The following is a 17166-nucleotide window of genomic DNA, read 5'->3' as shown; positions in this document are numbered from 1 at the left end:
CGGCTGGGAACCACTTCACAGGGCATTCCAGGATCCAAGACGATCCCCCGAATGGTGAGACGACTCGTAGACTGAGCCCATGACCACTTTCAGAATCGCCGTGATGCCCGGCGACGGCATCGGCACCGAAGTCATCCCCGAGGGCCTCAAGGTCCTGCAGCGCGCGATCGACGCGAGCGGGGAGCCCGTCGAGCTCGTCACCACGACCTTCGAGGCCTCTGCGAAGCGCTGGCACGAGACCGGTGAGACGCTCACCGACGCCGAGCTCGCCGACCTCCGCACCCACGATGCGATCTACTTCGGAGCCTGCGGCGACCCGAGCGTGCCCTCGGGCGTGCTCGAGCGCGGCATCATCCTCAAGATGCGATTCGGTCTCGAGCACGCGGTGAACATGCGCCCCTCGAAGTTCTTCACCGGCGCCACCTCGCCGCTGGCGGACCCGGGGGAGATCGACTTCGTCGTCGTCCGCGAGGGCACCGAGGGCTCCTACACGGGCCAGGGCGGCAGCCTGCGCACCGACACCCCGCACGAGGTCGCCACCGAGGTCTCCGTCAACACCTGGTACGGCATCGAGCGCACCGTGCGCTTCGCGTTCGAGAAGGCGCAGGCGCGGCGCCAGAAGCTCACCTACGTCCACAAGCACAACGTCATGGTCCACGCCGGGCACCTGTGGCGCCGCGTCGTCGAGCACGTCGCCCCGGAGTTCCCCGACGTCGCGGTGAACTACGAGCACACGGACGCCTGCACGATCTACATGGTGACCGACCCCGGCCGCTACGACGTCATCGTCACCGACAACCTGTTCGGCGACATCCTCACCGACCTCGCCGCCGCGGTGACCGGCGGGATCGGGCTCGCCGCCTCGGCGAACCTCAACGTCGACGGCACCGCCCCGAGCCTGTTCGAGCCGATCCACGGCTCCGCCCCGGACATCGCCGGGCAGGGGATCGCCGACCCGACCGCGACCATCCTCTCCGCCGCGCTCATGGCCGAATCGCTCGGGCTCGACGTCGTCGCGAAGACCATCCAGACCGCGGTCGAGGCGGATCTCGCCGAGCGCGGGGACGCCGAGCGCTCGACCGCCGAGGTCGGTGACGCGATCGCCGCCCGGATCGGCTGAGCGCCGCCCGGATCGGCTGAGCACCGCCCGGCGGCCGGGTCCGCGGCACCCATTCCGGGGCGCGGCGACGGGGCCCCATACCCCGCCGATGTGACCTCCGCGCGATCTGTCCGTATCGTGGGCAGTGGACCAGCGTGTGGCGCGTGACACTTTCCGTGCGTGCACGTGCCGCGCGGCCCCATCCACCTGAACACCTGACTCGTAGAAGAGACCTTTCCCATGACCGAATTCCAGCTCCTCAAGAACGCGCAGCCGACCACGGAGAACGTGCGGGAGGCGATCAAGGCCGACCCCGGCTTCGGCAACCACTTCACCGATCACATGGCGCACGTGCGCTTCACCCGTGAGCAGGGATGGCACGCGCACACCGTCAAACCCTACGGTCCGCTCGTCCTCGACCCGGCCGCGGCGGTCTTCCACTACGGGCAGGAGATCTTCGAGGGTCTCAAGGCCTACCGGCATGCCGACGGCTCGATCTGGACCTTCCGCCCGGAGAAGAACGCCGCCCGGATCAACATCTCCGCCGAGCGCCTCGCCCTGCCGCAGATCGATGAGGACGACTTCGTGGGCTCGCTCAAGGCCCTCGTCGAGCAGGATGCCGCCTGGGTCCCCACGCCGCAGAACGACCTCGACGAGTGCAGCCTCTACCTGCGCCCGTTCATGATCGCCTCGGAGACCTTCCTCGGGGTGCGCTCGAGCCACGAGGTCGACTACTACGTCATCGCCAGCCCTGCCGGCGCCTACTTCCCGGGCGGCGTGAAGCCGGTCTCGATCTGGCTGTCCCCGAACCTCAAGCGCGCCAGCCACGGCGGCACCGGCTTCGCCAAGTGCGGCGGCAACTACGCCGCCTCGCTCGCCGCCGGCGACCAGGCCGCGGCGAACGGCTGTGCGCAGGTGCTCTTCACCGACGCCGCGGAGTCGAAGTACCTCGAGGAGCTCGGCGGCATGAACCTCATGCTCGTGACGAAGGACGGCAGGCTCCTCACCCCGAACCTCGGCGACTCGATCCTCGACGGCGTCACCCGCCGTTCGCTCATCGAGCTCGCCCCGCAGGTCGGCCTCACCCCCGAGGAGCGGCCGATCACCCTCGAGGAGTGGCGCGAGGGTGCGGCGTCCGGCGACATCCTCGAGGCCTTCGCCTGCGGCACCGCCGCCGTCATCACCCCGATCGGGCAGCTCAAGGGCGAGGACTTCACCATCGAGCAGAGCACGGAGCCCGGTGAGAAGTCGATGCAGCTGCGCGAGACGCTCCTCGGCATCCAGTACGGCCGCGTCGAGGACACGAACGGCTGGATGGTCCGCCTCGCCTGATCTGCAGGCACTCCGGACCGCTCCCGATCCGCCTCGCCGATCCCTCGGATCCCGTTCCCGCGGGCCGGGGGATCGGTGCGTCGGGAGGTCGCCGCCAACGGCGCGAGGGCCGCGTCCGCGCCGTCCCGCGCCCACCCATCGGATTATTGCGCGAATCTGCTAAAAAGAAGGTACGCTACCCCCATGCCTCAGACATCTGCCCCCGCGCGCCCGGCCGCGCTGCGCGCCGACGAAGTCGTCGCCGTCCTGCCCTGGAGATGGAACACCCAGGGTGCGATCTTCCTCATCGGCGGCCTCGGCTTCATGTTCGACGCCTGGGACGTCGCCCTCAACGGCTTCCTCATCCCGCTGCTGAGCGACCACTGGGACCTCACGCTCGGCCAGGCCGCCTGGATCGCCACCGCCAATCTCATCGGCATGGCCACCGGCGCCGTGGTGTGGGGCGGGATGTCGGACCGAATCGGCCGCAAGACCGCCTTCACGCTGACCCTCCTCGTGTTCTCCCTGTTCACCGTGCTCGGCGCCTTCGCGCCGAACATCCTGCTCTTCTGCATCTTCCGGTTCTTCGCCGGCTTCGGCCTCGGCGGCTGCATCCCCGTCGACTACGCCCTCGTCGGCGAGTTCACCCCGGCCAAGCACCGCGGCCGCGTGCTCACCGCGATGGACGGCTGGTGGCCGATCGGCGTCACCCTGTGCGCCTTCGTCTCCGCCTGGCTGCTCGACTTCGGCGACTGGCGCCTCATCATGCTCATCATGGTCCTGCCCGCCCTGCTCATCGTGCTCGTGCGGATCTTCATCCCCGAATCGCCGATGTACCTGATCTCCGCCGGGCAGTACGACAAGGCCGACGCGATCCTCCGCCGCCTCGTCGCACGCACCGGCTCCGACATCACCGAATGGCACTACGAGGGGCTCGGCCCCGCGGCTGCCGCCACGGCGAGCAGCACCTCGGCCACGGCCGGGCCGGCCCCGACGACCGACCCGACCCCCGAGGCGGGCATCGGGGTGCAGCGGCGCGGGGTCCTCGGGCGCGTGGCCGCGCTGACCGGGCAGATCGCCGAGCTGTGGCGGTACTCCGCGCGCGTGACCTTCACCGCGTGGCTCCTCTTCGTCGCGGTGCTCGTCCTCTACTACGCCGCGCTCACCTGGCTGCCGAAGATCCTCCGCGAGCAGGGGCTCGGCGACCAGGCGGCATTCATCGTCACCGGGCAGATGACGGCGATCGGGATCGCCGGCGTGGTGCTGTGCGCGCTGCTCGTCGAGCTCACCGGCCGCAAGTGGATGCTCGGCACCACCTCGGTCGTCGCGGCCGTCGCCCTTGTCGGCTTCGCGATCGCCCTCGACTCCTCCGGGGCCGAGCTCAACGGCGCGGCGAAGTTCTCCATCCTCGCCTTCGGGTTCTTCATCCAGATGGCGATCCCGGCGCTCTACACCTATGTCTCCGAGCTCTACCCCACCCGCCTGCGCGGTTCCGGGTTCGGCTGGGCCTCGGCCGCCTCGCGCGTGGCCACCGGAGTCGCCCCGGTGGTGTTCGGCAGCCTCATGTGGCCGGTCCTCGGGCTCACGTGGACCTTCGTCATCACCGGCGCGTTCGTGGTCCTCGCCGCTCTCGTCATGGCGTTCGCGACGCCCGAGACCACCGGCCAGGAACTCGAGTGACGCACCGCACACCCACGACGGCGCGGCGCCGGGTAGCGTGAGGCCATGACAGTCGAGAACCTCCACGCAGAGCACAAGGTCACCGGCGGCAAGCTCGTCGTCGCCGATGTCGAGACCGACGGCACCGCGATCACCGGCGCCACGATCTCCGGGGACTTCTTCCTCGAACCCGAGGAGGCGTTCTTCGACATCGCGCCCGCGCTCGTCGGCGCCTCCGTCCGGGCCGACTCCGCCGAACTCGTCCGCCGCCTCGACGCCGCGCTCGCCGCCCACGGCTCCGGGCTGCAGATGCACGGCTTCACCACCGCCGACATCGCCACCGTGGTGCGCCGGGCGGTGACGAAGGCGGCGAACTTCTCCGACTTCGACTGGGAGGTCATCCACGGCCCGGTGCTGCCGAGCCGCATCAACGTCGCCCTCGACGAGGTGCTGCTGACCGAGGTCGACGCCGGTCGCCGCCGCCCGACCCTGCGGTTCTGGGAGTGGGAGGACCGGGCGACGGTCATCGGCTCGTTCCAGTCCTACGTCAACGAGCTGCGGCCCGAGGGTGTGGAGAAGTACGGCGTCGACGTCATCCGCCGGATCTCCGGGGGCGGGGCGATGTTCATGGAGGGCGGCAACTGCGTCACCTACTCGATGTACGTGCCGGACTCGATCATCGCCGGTCTCGACTACGCGGAGTCCTACGCCTTCCTCGACCGCTGGGTCATCGCCGCGCTCGGCGACCTCGGCGTCAACGCCTGGTACGTGCCGATCAACGACATCACCTCGAGCGACGGCAAGATCGGCGGTGCCGCCCAGCGCCGCCTGACCTCGGGCACGCTGCTCCACCACGCGACCATGAGCTACGACATCGACGCCGACAGGATGGTCGAGGTGCTGCGGATCGGGGAGGCGAAGATCTCCGACAAGGGCGTGCGGAGCGCGAAGAAGCGCGTCGACCCGCTGCGCCGGCAGACCGGGGCGGACCGGCAGGAGATCATCGCGACGATGATCGACACCTTCACCGCCCGCTACGGCGCCGCCCGCGGGGAGGTGAGCGCCGCCGAGCTCGCCCGGGCCGAGGAGCTCGTCGAGTCGAAGTTCGGCACCGAGGCCTGGACCCATCGCGTCCCCTGAGCCCTCAATTTTCGAAGGTTCCTGAGAACGAAACCGCAAGAATGTGCACGGTATCGGCCGGTCCGCCTGGCCCCGCGAACGCCCCTGCCGCGCCTCCTGCGGCCGGGCGGATGACCGACTAGGCTGGGACCGACGGCGTGCACCGCGCGGACCGTCGTAGCGGCGAACCGACCAGCTGTGCGCTCTCCGCCGAGCACCCCACCGAGAAAGAGGACCCTGTGCGCCACGTAGAACCGACCGTCGAACTCCTGGCCCGTCCGTCGATCGACTGGGACGCGATGAAGAAGTACCTCGGCGAGGTCGGCGGCCTGTCCTGGGCCGAGCGCGTCGAAACGGCCGACAGCCCCGACGGCGAGGACCTCCTCGAGTTCGCCGGCCGTATGTGCTACCGCTCCTGGGAGCCGGGTCTCAACCCCAACGTGTCGCGCGTCCGCACGGACTCCGCCTCCTACCTGGGCAACGTCGTCGCCTCGCAGCACGGCTCCGTGCTCGAGCACGCGAACTACACCTTCGTCCTCCACAACGTGTCGCGCGTCCTCACCCACGAACTCATCCGCCACCGCGCCGGCTGCGCCTACTCGCAGGAGTCACTGCGCTACGTGCGGCTCACCGAGATCCCGTTCTGGTTCCCCGACTGGGCGCGTGAGGACGAGGAGCTCATGGAGCGCAGCCTCGCCGTGCTCGACACCCTCGAGGAGCACCAGAAGTGGATGACCGAGCACTTCGGGCTCGACGACGAGGGGACGAACTTCGCGCACAAGAAGCACATGACCTCCTTCATGCGGCGCTTCGCCCCCGAAGGGCTCGGCACCGGCATCGTCTACACGGCGAACCTGCGCTCCCTGCGCCACGTCGTCGAGATGCGCACCGCGCCGGGTGCGGAGGAGGAGATCCGCCTGGTCTTCGGCAAGGTCGCCGAGATCATGAAGGCCGAGGCGCCGGCGATCTTCGCGGACTACTCCGTGGAGGACGGCGCCTGGCTGCCCGGCACCCGCAAGGCCTGACGCCACCGCTCGACCGGCGCCGCCGTGCGGGTCGGCCCGCCCGGCCCGGGGGAGGACGGCGGGCGCAGCCCGATCCGCAATCGGAAGGTATGACATGGCACACCTCTACGATGCAGAGCTCTCGCTCGGCAAGCTCGAGGCGATCGCCGCCCGGCTGCCCGGCCAGGCGTGGTCCGGAGCGGCCACCGGGGCCGAGGTCGAACGCGTGTCGAGCTGCGGTTCGACGATCCCGCCGGCGAGGACGGGATCGAGGTCCACCTCGTCCGCGTGCCCGGCACCGAGGAGATCCTCCAGATCCCGGTGACCTATCGCGGAGCGCCCCTTGAGAACGCCGAGCCCCACCTCATCACCGAGATGAGCCATTCCGTGCTCGGCACCCGGTGGGTGTACGACGGTGCCGCCGACCCGGTGTTCCTCGGAGAGCTCGAGCGCGCGATCCGCACCGGTGGGACGAACGTGAAGGAGTTCATGTCGACCGACGAAGGCGAGGTCGAGCGGACGGACATCGCATCCGTGCAGGGCGTCAACGACCGGGACGGATCGTATGGCCTCAGTGCCGAGGCCGCCCACCCGCTGGCCGAGACGCTGAGCTTCGACCCGAACCCGAGCCCGACGACTCTCGCCGGGACGACGATGGTGCGGGCCGGTGAGGCCGATCTCGAGATCCTCCGGTTCCCGCGGGCAGCGGACTCGGAAGCGTCGTCCGGCACCGTGCTCGGTCGGCTCCTCGGCACGTGGAAGGGGCAGGACGACCCGGTGCTGCTCGCACGCCTCGTCGCTCACTGACCGCCGCCTGCGGCATGACTGAGGCCCGGGGCGGAGAGCCCCGGGCCTCAGTCATGCCGTGTCGGTCAGCGCTCAGCGGCGGGGGTCGAGCCCGCCATCGCTGCGCGGGTCGATGTAATCCGGGTGGTTCGGATCGAGCGGACGGCCCTGCTGGTCGAAGCCCTGCTGTTGGGGATCGACGGGCTGGCCCTGCTGCTCGTATCCCTGCTGGCCGTAGCCCTGCTGCTGGTCGTACCCCTGCTGCTCGTACCCGCGCCGGTCATGACCCTGCTGGTCGGAGCCCTGTCCGCGCGGGTCCACCTGCTGGTCGTGATCGCGCCGGTCATGGCCGTGGCGGTTCGGATCATGCTGGTCGCGCCCGTGCTCGTCGCGACCGAGCTGGTCGTGGCCCTAACGGTGCTCATCGGCTCCGGGTCCGCGCCGGCCGTCGACGAAGTCCTGCTGCTGCGGGCCTCCGGCGTCGAGGCGCGGATCGTTCTCACGGGGCCGGTCGCCGTGTCCGGCGATGCCCGCCCCGGCAGCACCGTCACCGGCAGCGCCAGCGGCGTGGGCGCCTCGGTCGTGATGATCGTCCCGGACACCGTCGCGGTGACCGTCGTGGTCGCGCACGCCGTCGCGGACCCCGTCGTTCACGCCGTCGCGATCGCGGATCCCGTGGTCGTCGCGGTATCCGTCGTGGTCGCGGATGCCGTCGCCGGTGCGGCCGTCGCGGTCGAGGTCGTGCCGACCGTGGTCGTCGCGCAGTCCGCGGTCGTCATGGTGGCGGTCGTCGCGGTGTCCGTCGCCGGAGTGTGCGGCGGCTGCTCCGGCGCCCGCACCTGCGGCTCCGGCGGCGGCAGCGGTTCCGGCGCCCGGGCCGCGTCCGTCGTGGCGCCCGTCACGATGACCGTCGGTGCGAGCACCGTCGTCGACATCCGGGTCGAGGCGGTCGGCCTCGGCCTGGCGCCGGCGGACCTGTTCGCGCTCGGCCCGGATCTTCTCCTGCTCGCGAGCGATCTCCTGATCCTTGCGCTCGGCGTCGACGCGGGCGCGCTCGGCCTCGATCTTGCGGTTCTCCGCCTCGAGCTCGCGCTGGCGGACATCGAGGTCGGCCTCCTTGCTCTCCTGGCGCAGCTCTGCGGCCCGCTGACGATTCTCCTCGTCGCGGCGCTGCTGCTCGATGCGCTCGCGCTCCTTCCTCTTCTTCGAGGAATTCACGGCGAACACGATGATGCCGATGATCGCGAGGAGCACGACGATGGCCACGACGATCCAGATGATCGCTTGTGCGTTCATGATCTTTCTCCTTGGGTCCAGGAACCGGTGTGTTCCCTCTCACAAGGAACGTTACCGTCAACCGGGGGTGCGGTGAAGGATTGGAGGGGTCGGATCCTGTCGTCGGTCGCGGCGCAGGCGCCGCGATTCGACCGAGCGGTCATCGCGGAACCCGCCGCGGTGGACTCAGGGTCGGATGATCGTCATCCCCGGGTGCGTCCCGGCATCCATCGCCCGCAGCGCCTCCGGGGTCTCTTCGAGGGTGATCGTGCGGGTGACGAGGTCCTGCGGGCGCAGCGCGCCGCTGCGCACGAGGTCGAGGAGGGCCGGGTAGTCCGCGGCGGCCATCCCGTGGCTGCCGAGGAACGACAGCTCGTGGGAGATGACGCGCCCGATCGCGGCTTCGGGCGGGCCGGCGAACAGCCCGATCTGCACGTGGCGGCCGAGAGGGGCGAGGCAGAGCAGGGCGGCGTTCATCGTGTCCGCCCGGCCGAGCGCCTCGAGGGTGACGGCGGGGGCGGAACCGGCGGCGCGGACGACCTCGGCGGCCACCTCGGCCGGGGTCAGGCCGGTCGAGTCGACGAGCACCTCGGCGCCGTGGCGGGAGGCGAGGGCGAGCGCCTCGGCGCTGATGTCGACGGCCACGACGCGCGCGCCGAGCGCGCGGGCGATCATGATGGCCGACAGTCCGACCCCGCCGCAGCCGAACACGGCCAGCGTCTCCCCGGCGGCCAGGCGGGCGCGGTCGTGGAGTCCGCGGAAGGAGGTCGCGAAGCGGCAGCCGAGGCTGCAGGCGGCCTCGGCGGGGATCTCGTCGTCGACGGCGACGAGGTTGAGGTCGGCGTGGCGGATGACGACCTTCTCCGCCCAGGACCCGAAGTGGGTGAAGCCGGGCTGGGTCTGGTCCGGGCACACCTGGGCGTTGCCGCTCGCGCACCATTCGCACGCTCCGCAGCCGCCGACGAACGGCGTGGTCACGCGCTGTCCGAGCGTCCACTCCCGGACGCCCGCGCCGACCTCGACGATGTGCCCGACGAGTTCGTGACCGGGGACGTGGGGGAGGGCGACGGTGTCGTCGTGGCCGGACCAGGCGTGCCAGTCGCTGCGGCACAGGCCGGTGGCCTCGACGGCGATGACGACGCCGTCGGCGGGAGCAACCGGATCCGGGAGCTCGGCGATGGTCGGGGTGGTGCGGAAGGACTCGAAGCAGACGGCGCGCATGAGGTCATCGTAGGTCCGGCGCACCGGCCCGGTCGGGGCGTCTCAGGGTGCGGCGCCTCAGACGGTGATGCCCGCGGCGGCGAGCTCGGCCAGCAGGGTGCGGCGGATGTCCTGGGCGCGATGGCTGAACGCCTCCTGCCGGCGCATGTACTCCGCCTTGCCGGCGGCCGTCTCGATCCGCACCGGCGTGTACCCCCAGGCGCGGAGGTCGTAGGGGGAGGCCTCCATGTCGAGGCGACGGATCGCGCAGGCGAGGTCGAAGGCTTCGAGCACCGTCTCCGAGGCGACGATCGGCTCGAGCTTCATCGCCCACTTGTAGAGGTCCATGCCGGCGTGGAGGCAGCCGGGCTGCTCGTTCGCCCGCATGCCGGCGCGGGTGGGCTGCAAGGTGTTGCGCGGCACGGCGGCCGGCGTGAAGAACCGGAAGGCATCGAAGTGGCTGCACCGGATGCGGTGGGATTCGACGACGGCGTCGGTGTCGGCCTGCGAGAGCCGCAGCGGGACCTGATCGTGGCGGTGCTCGCCGGGGGACTGGCGGTAGACCATCGCCCATTCGTGGAGCCCGAAGCACCCGAGCGTCGCCTCGCGTCCGAGGGTCGAGTGGAGGAGGCCTGCGATGAATCGCGCCCCGTCGCCGCGCTCGGTGCGCCACGCGGGGAGGTCGACGAACGCCACCGCACCGGCACCGGCGGGGGAGGACCGGGTCGAGGCGCCGGCGGGGGCCTCCTCGATCCGGAACCAGCGCCGGTCGAAGGCCGCCCGGTCCTCATCCGTGGCGATCTCGACCGCGCGCCGCGCGCCGGGCTGCCAGCGGGCGAGCTTGCCGGGCTTGAAGGGGTAGTAGGTGAAGAGGAAGTCCTCGACCGGGTGGGTCTCCCCGCGGGAGCGCCGGGCGAGGTGCGCCGCGGTGCGTTCGCCGACGGTCGCCTCGTGCGCGGCGCGCAGCGCATGCCAGCTCGCTGCGGTGAGCACGGGGACCTCGACGGCGGTCTCCGGGCTGCGGGCCGAGGCGGGAGCGGTGGACGCGGTCATGACCCCCATTGTCCAGCGCGCGCCGGGTCCCGGACAAACGCGGGATCGGTGCGTGACCAGGTCTCCCGGCGCCCCTACCTCCCGCTGCGCTTCGTGCCGCGGGCAGGTGGGGCGTTCCACGGATCCTGAGGCCACGGGTGCTTCGCGTAGCGGTTCCGGTTCTCCGCCCGGACGTGGGCGTAGGCACCGTCCCAGAACGAGGCGAGGTCGCTCGTCACCGCGAGCGGCCGGCCCGCCGGCGACAGCAGGTGGAGGACGACGGGCACACCGCACACCTCCGGGCCGGTCGCCCAGCCGAAGCACTCCTGGAGCTTGACCGCGAGCACCGGCGGCACGATCCCGGACGCGTCGACCACGACTCCGTCGCCCGCGTTCCCGTCGTCATGCGCCTCCGGCTCCGGGTAGTCCAGCCGTACGGCGCGCCCGCTCGGCACCGTGACGCGCTCGGGCACGAGCTCATCGAGCCGGGCCGCCTCGGGCCACGGCAGGATCTCCTGCAGCCAGCCCACCGGCGCGCGCTCGCGCAGCCGCCCGGCGAACCGGCCGAGCAGCGCCTCCCACTGCACATCCGGCCACGGTTCCCCGAGGGCGGCATGGAGGAGGCCGAGGCGCCGGCGCAATGCCGCGAACCCTGCGCTCGGAGCGAGCACTCCGGGTCCCTGCTCAGCCACCGCGGCGGCGAGGGCGAGCTCCTCGGATGCGGACGTCGGCTTCACCGGGGTCGAGGACAGCTCGATCGCGCCGAGGCGCTCGACCCGCCGGGCCCGGATGCGCCCCTCGTGGAAGCGGGCGTCCTCCGCCGTGCGCCGCATGCCGGATGCGGCGAACTCGGCGATCTCCCGGGTGATCGGCACCGCGGCCCGGATGAGCGCACGCTCACCGGCGAGTCCGACCTCGGCGACGGCGAGCCACGCGCTGCCGGTCAGCCGCGAGTCGCGGGGGAGCACCGCCCCCGTGCCCGAGGCGAAGAGGTACTCCCCCGGGGCATCGGACCGCTCCCGGGCGATCCGGTCCGGGCGGGCGAGCGCGGCGACGAGGCCGACGGCCGTGTCCGGGGACAGGATCTCGACGAGCCCGGGCGGAATGTCGACCGCGAACCCGCCGCCGGCCCCCGCAGCCGGGTCTGCACCCGTCGCGTCCTCGGCGCCTCCGGGCGGACCGCGCCGCGCCATCCGCTCGAACCGGTCGACCTCGGTGGACCAGGCGCGGTCGCGATCACGGCGCAGCGATCGGAGCAGAGCCGGCAGGTCACCGCCCGGAGCCCGCAGCTCGAGACCGAGGGCGGCGACGACCTCGGCAGCCCGGCGTGCTCCGACGATCTGCGACCCGGCGAGGAGGCCGCGGGCGAGCCGGGGATCGGCCGGGATCCGAGCGAGCCGGCGCCCCGCCGCGGTCGCTCGCCTGGAGTCGTCGAGCGCACCGAGCCCGATGAGGGTCTCCTCGGCCGCCGCCCGCGCCCGGTCCGGCAGCGGGTCGGGCAGTCGCAGCCCGTCCCCGCCCGGTGCGCCCCAGCAGGCGAGGTCGAGCATGGCGGAGGTGAGATCGGCGGTGCGGACCTCCGGCGGGGTGTCCGCCGGCAGGCCGGCCCACTCGGATTCCGCCATGCACCGGATGACCCGGCCCGGGCCCTCGCGGGCGGCGCGGCCGGCGCGCTGGGTGCCCGCGGCCTTCGACTCCCGCACGGTGACGAGCCCGCTCATCCCGCGCACGGTGTCGAGGCGCGGCTGCCGGGACAGCCCGGCGTCGACGACGGTGCGCACCCCTGGCACGGTGAGGGAGGACTCGGCGACTGCGGTCGCGACGATGACGCGCGGGCCGCGCCCGGTCTCCCCAGACCCGGCCCCACCCGGGGCGCGCTCATTCGAACGGCCCGCTGCGGCGGGGGACAGGATGCGGTCCTGCTCGCCCGGCGGGGTGCCGCCGGACAGCGCGAACACCTCGGCGCCGGCGGGGAGCGCGCTCCTGAGCAGCCCGATGACGCGGTCGATCTCGCGCAGGCCCGGGAGGAACACGAGGACGTCCCCGGAATCGGGTTCGGCGGCAGCCGCGGCGGTCTGCCGGGCGACGTGGGCGAGGAAGTCCGGGTGGATCCCGCGCGCATCGAGCGCTCGCCGGGCCGCCGGGGCCCACCGGACCTCGAGCGGGTGGATGTCCGCGCGGGCGGTGAGGACCGGGGCCGGCGCGGCGGACGCCCCGGCGTCGCCGTCCTCACCGAGCAGCTCGGCCCAGCGTCCGGCCTCGAGCGTGGCGGACATGACGACGAGGGAGAGGTCCTCGCGGAGCTCGACGAGCTCGCGGAGCATCCCGAAGGCGAGGTCGGCGTCGAGGTGCCGCTCGTGGATCTCGTCGAGCACGACCGCGGCGGTGTCGGCGAGCTCGGGATCGCCGAGCAGACGGCGCACGAGGACGCCGTAGGTGACGAACTCCACGCGCGTGCGCCGGGAGACCGATCGGTCCCCACGGACCGTGTGGCCCACCTCCTCGCCGAGGCGTGTGCCGGTGAGCGACGCCAGGCGCCGGGCGGCGGAGCGGGCGGCCACCCGCCGCGGCTGGGCGACGACGACCCGACCGGCACCCCCAGCGGAGGCGGCGGGCGCCTCGGGCCCGGTGCCGGCGGCATCTGCGAGCGCGGTGGCGAGGGCCGGCGGCACGAGCGTCGTCTTGCCGGTGCCCGGCGGGGCCTCGATCACCGCGCGCACCGGACCGGCCGCGGCGAGTTCGGCGAGCCGGGGCAGGACGGCGGCCGCCGGGAGGCCGGCGGACAGGGCATCGAGGTCGAAGAGCGGCACGGAACCATCCTCGCACCCACCGCGGACACGGCCGATCCGCCCCGTGTCCGTCCCCCTGCGTAGACTGACCCCATGCGCATCGCACGATTCATCCATGAGGACGCACCCGCCTACGGAGTCGTCGAGGGCGACCTGCCCGAGGTCGACTCCGACGGAACGCTCGACACCTCGGGCCTGCAGATCGCGGTCCTCGACTCGGACCCCTTCTTCAGCCCCGCCCAGTCGACCGGCACCCGGCTGGCCTACGACGACGTCCGGCTGCTCGCCCCGATCATCCCGCGCTCCAAGGTCATCGGCGTGGGCCGCAACTTCGCCGACCACGCCAAGGAGCTCGGCAACGAGGTGCCGGTGTCGCCGCTGACCTTCTTCAAGCCGAACACCGCCGTGGCGGGCCCCGGCGACCCGATCCGGCTGCCGGCGATCAGCGAGCACGTGTCCTACGAGGCCGAGCTCGCCGTGGTGATCTCCCGTGTCGCCAAGCGGGTCCCGGCGGAGAAGGCCTACGACCACGTGCTCGGCTACACCGCCGGCAACGACGTCACCCTGCGTGACATCCAGAAGACGGACAAGCAGTGGTCCAGGGCCAAGGGCTTCGACACCTCCGCGCCGCTCGGTCCGTGGATCGAGACCGACATGGACCCCGAAGGCGTGCGCATCCGCTCCTGGGTCGACGGCGAGCTCAAACAGGACGGGAACACGAACGACTACATCTTCGACATCCCCACCCTCATCGAGCACCTGAGCGAGACGATCACCCTGCTGCCCGGCGACGTCATCCTCACCGGCACACCTGCCGGCGTCGGGGAGATCGTCGCCGGCAACCGCGTCGACATCGCGATCGACGGCCTCGGCCTGCTCTCCAACCCCGTCATGGACGCCTGAACCCGGCGCCCCGCCCGGCACCCGCACCCACCCGGTGCGCGCCGCCCCCACCGCACCTGTCGATCGAAAAGGAACCCCATTGAGCGTCAGAGTCCGCTTCTGCCCATCGCCCACCGGCACCCCGCACGTCGGGATGGTGCGCACCGCCCTGTTCAACTGGGCCTACGCCCGGCACACCGGCGGCACCTTCGTGTTCCGCATCGAGGACACCGACGCCGCCCGCGATTCCGAGGAGAGCTTCGGCCAGGTTCTCGAGGCGATGCGCTGGCTCGGCCTCGACTGGGACGAGGGCATCGACGTCGGCGGGCCGCACGGCCCCTACCGGCAGTCGCAGCGCGGTGACATCTACGCAGACGTCATCGAGAAGCTCACCGCCGGCGGTCACCTCTACGAGTCCTTCTCCACGAACGAGGAGGTCGAGGCGCGCCATCGGGCCGCCGGGCGCGACTCCAAGCTCGGGTACGACGGCTTCGACCGCGACCTCACCGAGGAGCAGAAGGCCGCCTTCCGTGCCGAGGGCCGCGAGCCGGTGCTCCGCGTGCGGATGCCGGACGAGGACATCACCTGGACCGACCTCGTGCGCGGGGAGATCACCTTCAAGGCCGGCACCGTGCCGGACTTCGTCGTCGTGCGCGCCAACGGGCAGCCGCTCTACACCCTCGTCAACCCCGTGGACGACGCCCTCATGGGCATCACCCACGTGCTCCGCGGCGAGGACCTCCTGTCCTCCACCCCGCGCCAGCTCGTCCTGTTCGAGGCGCTCAAGGCGATCGGCATCGCGGAGCAGACGCCTGAGTACGGCCACCTGCCCTACGTCATGGGCCAGGGCAACAAGAAGCTGTCGAAGCGCGACCCGGAGTCGAACCTCTTCCTCCACCGCGACAACGGATTCATCCGCGAGGGGCTCATCAACTACCTCGCGCTGCTCGGCTGGTCGATCGGCCCGGACCGCGACGTGTTCTCCGTCGAGGAGTTCGTCTCCGCCTTCGACATCCACGACGTCAACCCGAACCCCGCGCGCTTCGACGTCAAGAAGGCCACCGCGATCAACGCCGACCACATCCGGCTCCTCGACGAGGCCGACTTCACCGCGCGCCTCATCCCCTACCTGCAGGACGCCGGCGTGCTCTCCGGCGAGCCGGACGCACGCGAACGCGAGATCCTCGCCGCCGCGGCCCCGCTCGTCCAGACCCGCATGAATCTGCTCGGCGAGGCCCCGGACCTGCTGCGGTTCCTCTTCGTGTCCGACGCCGAGCTCGAACTCACCGAGGACGGGCTCAAAACGCTCAAGGACACCGCGCCGCAGGTGCTCGCCGCGTCCCTCGAGGTGCTCGAGCCGCTCGACGACTGGACGACCGCGGCGATCCAGGACGCGCTCACCGCGAAGCTCGTCGACGAGCTCGGGATCAAGCCCCGGCTGGCGTTCGGGCCGCTGCGCGTCGCCGTGTCCGGTCGCCGCGTGTCCCCGCCGCTGTTCGAGTCGATGGAGATCCTCGGCAAGGACTCCTCGCTCACCCGCCTGCGGGCGCTCGCCGCGCACCTCGCGCAGTGACCCAGGCGGCAGGCGGCGGCGCGCCGGACGGGCATCGGATCCGCACCGCGCGGCTGCCGGGCCTCGAGCTCGAGGAGCACACGGTCAGTGTGCCCCACGACCACGCCGGTTCCACCCCGGGCACGCTCGAGGTGTTCGCCCGGGTTGTCGGCCGGCCCGGCTCCGCCGAGCCCGGGGCGCAGAAGCCCTATCTCCTCTACCTCCAGGGCGGTCCCGGGGCCGAGGCGTTCCGTCCCACCCGCACCGACCCGGCCTGGCTGCCGCGTGCACTCGAGGACTACCGCGTCGTCCTCCTCGACCAGCGCGGCACCGGGCGCTCGACCCCGGTCGGGATCGTCGACGGGCGGGTCACCGGCGTGCCCGCGGAGCTCGCCGCGCCGCCGCAGACCGACCGCGCGGCCCAGGCGCTCGCCGACCACCTCGCCCACTACCGGGCCGATGCGATCGTCGAGGATGCGGAGATCCTGCGCCGTGCGCTCGGCGCCCCGCAGTGGAGCGTGCTCGGCCAGTCCTTCGGCGGGTTCTGCACGCTGCGCTACCTGTCCGCCCACCCGGACGGCGTCGCCGAGGCGTTCTTCACCGGCGGACTGCCCGCCGTCGGCGCCCCGGGCGCACCGCAGCCCGCACCGGCGGACGTCTATGCTCGGACCTGGGCGACCATGAGCGCGAGATCCCAGGCCTTCACCCAGCGCTACCCGCACGCCGGCGAACGACTCGCGGCACTCGCCGCCCGCGCCGCAGGCGCCGGCATCAGCCTGCCGGACGGCACGCTCGCCGGGCCTGCCCACGTGCGCTCGCTCGGGCACCTGCTCGGCGCCTCGGGCGGGGTCGAGCGGCTCCTCGCGCTCCTCGACCACGACATCGACACCGCAGCCTTCCGCGCCGACCTGCTCGCCGCGCTCCCGTTCGGCGCTCGCAATCCCCTCTACGCCGTGCTCCACGAGAGCTGCTGGGCCAGCGGCCATCGCACCGACTGGGCAGCGGCCCGGACGATGCCCGCATCAGCCGCCGCGGAGCCCACCCTGCTCTCCGGGGAGCACATCCTGCCGGAGCACTTCACCACCGGGCCGCTGCAGGCGTGGCAGTCCACCGCGCACGCACTCGCCGCCCGGGACTGGCCGGAGCTGTGGGACCCGGCCGCACTCGCCCGCACCTCGGTCCCGGCGGCGGCCGCCGTCTACTTCGACGACGCCTACGTGCCGCGCGAGCTCTCGCTCGCCACCGCAGAGCTCGTGCCCGGGCTGCGCACCTGGGTGACGAACGAGTACGAGCACAACGGGCTGCGCGCCTCGGGCCCGGCGGTGCTCGACCGGCTCATCCGGATGGTCCGCGACGAGGTGTGAGACGCCGTGCGCGGTGGGGATGAGATTGTCACGCCGAGCACATGCGCCGTTCAGTCCCGCGTCGTACGGTGGGAGCAGAACCACTGCACGCGGC

The 17166-nt window shown here is 72.1% G+C and carries 15 protein-coding genes; 9 read left to right on the top strand and 6 right to left on the bottom strand.

Features of this window, described 5'->3' with window-relative positions; translation table 11 throughout:
* Positions 1-79: 79 nt before the first annotated feature.
* The 5 genes from MTQ12_RS03255 (at position 80) to thyX (ending at position 6213) form a co-directional block, all read left to right on the top strand.
* On the top strand, positions 80-1120 hold the full coding sequence (locus MTQ12_RS03255; protein WP_137320190.1) for a 3-isopropylmalate dehydrogenase: 1041 nt from the start codon (positions 80-82) through the stop codon (positions 1118-1120).
* A 219-nt stretch (positions 1121-1339) separates the two neighbouring features.
* Positions 1340-2431, top strand: a complete 1092-nt coding sequence (locus MTQ12_RS03250; protein ID WP_137320189.1) for a branched-chain amino acid aminotransferase — start codon at positions 1340-1342, stop codon at positions 2429-2431.
* A 183-nt stretch (positions 2432-2614) separates the two neighbouring features.
* Positions 2615-4090, top strand: coding sequence for an MFS transporter (locus tag MTQ12_RS03245; protein WP_137320188.1), 1476 nt, complete (start codon positions 2615-2617; stop codon positions 4088-4090).
* A gap of 45 nt (positions 4091-4135) precedes the next feature.
* Entirely contained in the window at positions 4136-5209 is a 1074-nt protein-coding gene (locus MTQ12_RS03240) for a biotin/lipoate A/B protein ligase family protein (protein WP_247423884.1), read from the top strand.
* 218 nt (positions 5210-5427) lie between these two features.
* Positions 5428-6213 (top strand): FAD-dependent thymidylate synthase, encoded by a 786-nt coding sequence (thyX, locus tag MTQ12_RS03235; protein WP_137320186.1) that lies wholly within the window; start codon positions 5428-5430, stop codon positions 6211-6213.
* A 105-nt stretch (positions 6214-6318) separates the two neighbouring features.
* Here thyX and MTQ12_RS03230 read toward each other — a convergent pair whose 3' ends face one another.
* Entirely contained in the window at positions 6319-6471 is a 153-nt protein-coding gene (locus MTQ12_RS03230) for a hypothetical protein (RefSeq protein ID WP_247423882.1), read from the bottom strand.
* A gap of 9 nt (positions 6472-6480) precedes the next feature.
* Between MTQ12_RS03230 and MTQ12_RS03225 the strand changes: the two genes are divergently transcribed.
* Complete coding sequence (locus tag MTQ12_RS03225) at positions 6481-6999, top strand: hypothetical protein (RefSeq protein WP_247423880.1); 519 nt, start codon at positions 6481-6483, stop codon at positions 6997-6999.
* A 72-nt stretch (positions 7000-7071) separates the two neighbouring features.
* On the opposite strand, the gene MTQ12_RS03220 is transcribed toward MTQ12_RS03225, so the two are convergent.
* The 5 genes from MTQ12_RS03220 to MTQ12_RS03200 all read right to left on the bottom strand — a co-directional run bounded on the left by MTQ12_RS03220 (position 7072) and on the right by MTQ12_RS03200 (position 13295).
* Positions 7072-7299, bottom strand: coding sequence for a hypothetical protein (locus tag MTQ12_RS03220; RefSeq protein ID WP_247423878.1), 228 nt, complete (start codon positions 7297-7299; stop codon positions 7072-7074).
* 90 nt (positions 7300-7389) lie between these two features.
* Positions 7390-8274, bottom strand: a complete 885-nt coding sequence (locus MTQ12_RS03215) for a hypothetical protein (protein WP_247423876.1) — start codon at positions 8272-8274, stop codon at positions 7390-7392.
* A 165-nt stretch (positions 8275-8439) separates the two neighbouring features.
* Complete coding sequence (locus MTQ12_RS03210; protein WP_137320183.1) at positions 8440-9474, bottom strand: alcohol dehydrogenase catalytic domain-containing protein; 1035 nt, start codon at positions 9472-9474, stop codon at positions 8440-8442.
* Between the two features lie 57 nt (positions 9475-9531).
* The gene (locus tag MTQ12_RS03205) at positions 9532-10506 is read right to left on the bottom strand and encodes a 3-methyladenine DNA glycosylase (protein WP_247423875.1); all 975 of its coding nucleotides are present in this window, start codon (positions 10504-10506) and stop codon (positions 9532-9534) included.
* Between the two features lie 74 nt (positions 10507-10580).
* On the bottom strand, positions 10581-13295 hold the full coding sequence (locus MTQ12_RS03200) for an ATP-dependent helicase C-terminal domain-containing protein (protein WP_247423873.1): 2715 nt from the start codon (positions 13293-13295) through the stop codon (positions 10581-10583).
* Positions 13296-13367: 72 nt separating this feature from the next.
* On the opposite strand from MTQ12_RS03200, the gene MTQ12_RS03195 reads away from it, so the two are divergent.
* From MTQ12_RS03195 to MTQ12_RS03185, 3 genes are all read left to right on the top strand, one after another.
* Positions 13368-14177: a fumarylacetoacetate hydrolase family protein gene (locus tag MTQ12_RS03195; RefSeq protein ID WP_137320181.1), complete on the top strand. Its 810-nt coding sequence runs from the start codon at positions 13368-13370 to the stop codon at positions 14175-14177.
* A 79-nt stretch (positions 14178-14256) separates the two neighbouring features.
* Positions 14257-15729, top strand: coding sequence for a glutamate--tRNA ligase (gene gltX / locus MTQ12_RS03190; RefSeq protein WP_137320180.1), 1473 nt, complete (start codon positions 14257-14259; stop codon positions 15727-15729).
* Entirely contained in the window at positions 15726-17072 is a 1347-nt protein-coding gene (locus MTQ12_RS03185; RefSeq protein WP_247423871.1) for an alpha/beta fold hydrolase, read from the top strand. The genes gltX and MTQ12_RS03185 overlap by 4 nt, the downstream gene beginning before the upstream one ends.
* Positions 17073-17166: the final 94 nt, after the last annotated feature.

The sequence above is a fragment of the Brevibacterium sp. R8603A2 genome (genome assembly GCF_023072605.1).
In the GTDB taxonomy this organism is placed as follows: domain Bacteria; phylum Actinomycetota; class Actinomycetes; order Actinomycetales; family Brevibacteriaceae; genus Brevibacterium; species Brevibacterium pityocampae.
Note: the sequence above shows the minus strand (reverse complement) of the source record. Positions and strands in the feature narration are given on the sequence as shown.

Coding starts and splice junctions, on each gene's coding strand:
- MTQ12_RS03240 (WP_247423884.1), top strand. CDS start 4,136: ATGACAGTCGAGAACCTCCACGCAGAGCACAAGGTCACCGGCGGCAAG.
- MTQ12_RS03215 (WP_247423876.1), bottom strand. CDS start 8,274: ATGAACGCACAAGCGATCATCTGGATCGTCGTGGCCATCGTCGTGCTC.
- MTQ12_RS03250 (WP_137320189.1), top strand. CDS start 1,340: ATGACCGAATTCCAGCTCCTCAAGAACGCGCAGCCGACCACGGAGAAC.
- MTQ12_RS03210 (WP_137320183.1), bottom strand. CDS start 9,474: ATGCGCGCCGTCTGCTTCGAGTCCTTCCGCACCACCCCGACCATCGCC.
- MTQ12_RS03245 (WP_137320188.1), top strand. CDS start 2,615: ATGCCTCAGACATCTGCCCCCGCGCGCCCGGCCGCGCTGCGCGCCGAC.
- MTQ12_RS03205 (WP_247423875.1), bottom strand. CDS start 10,506: ATGACCGCGTCCACCGCTCCCGCCTCGGCCCGCAGCCCGGAGACCGCC.
- MTQ12_RS03195 (WP_137320181.1), top strand. CDS start 13,368: ATGCGCATCGCACGATTCATCCATGAGGACGCACCCGCCTACGGAGTC.
- MTQ12_RS03255 (WP_137320190.1), top strand. CDS start 80: ATGACCACTTTCAGAATCGCCGTGATGCCCGGCGACGGCATCGGCACC.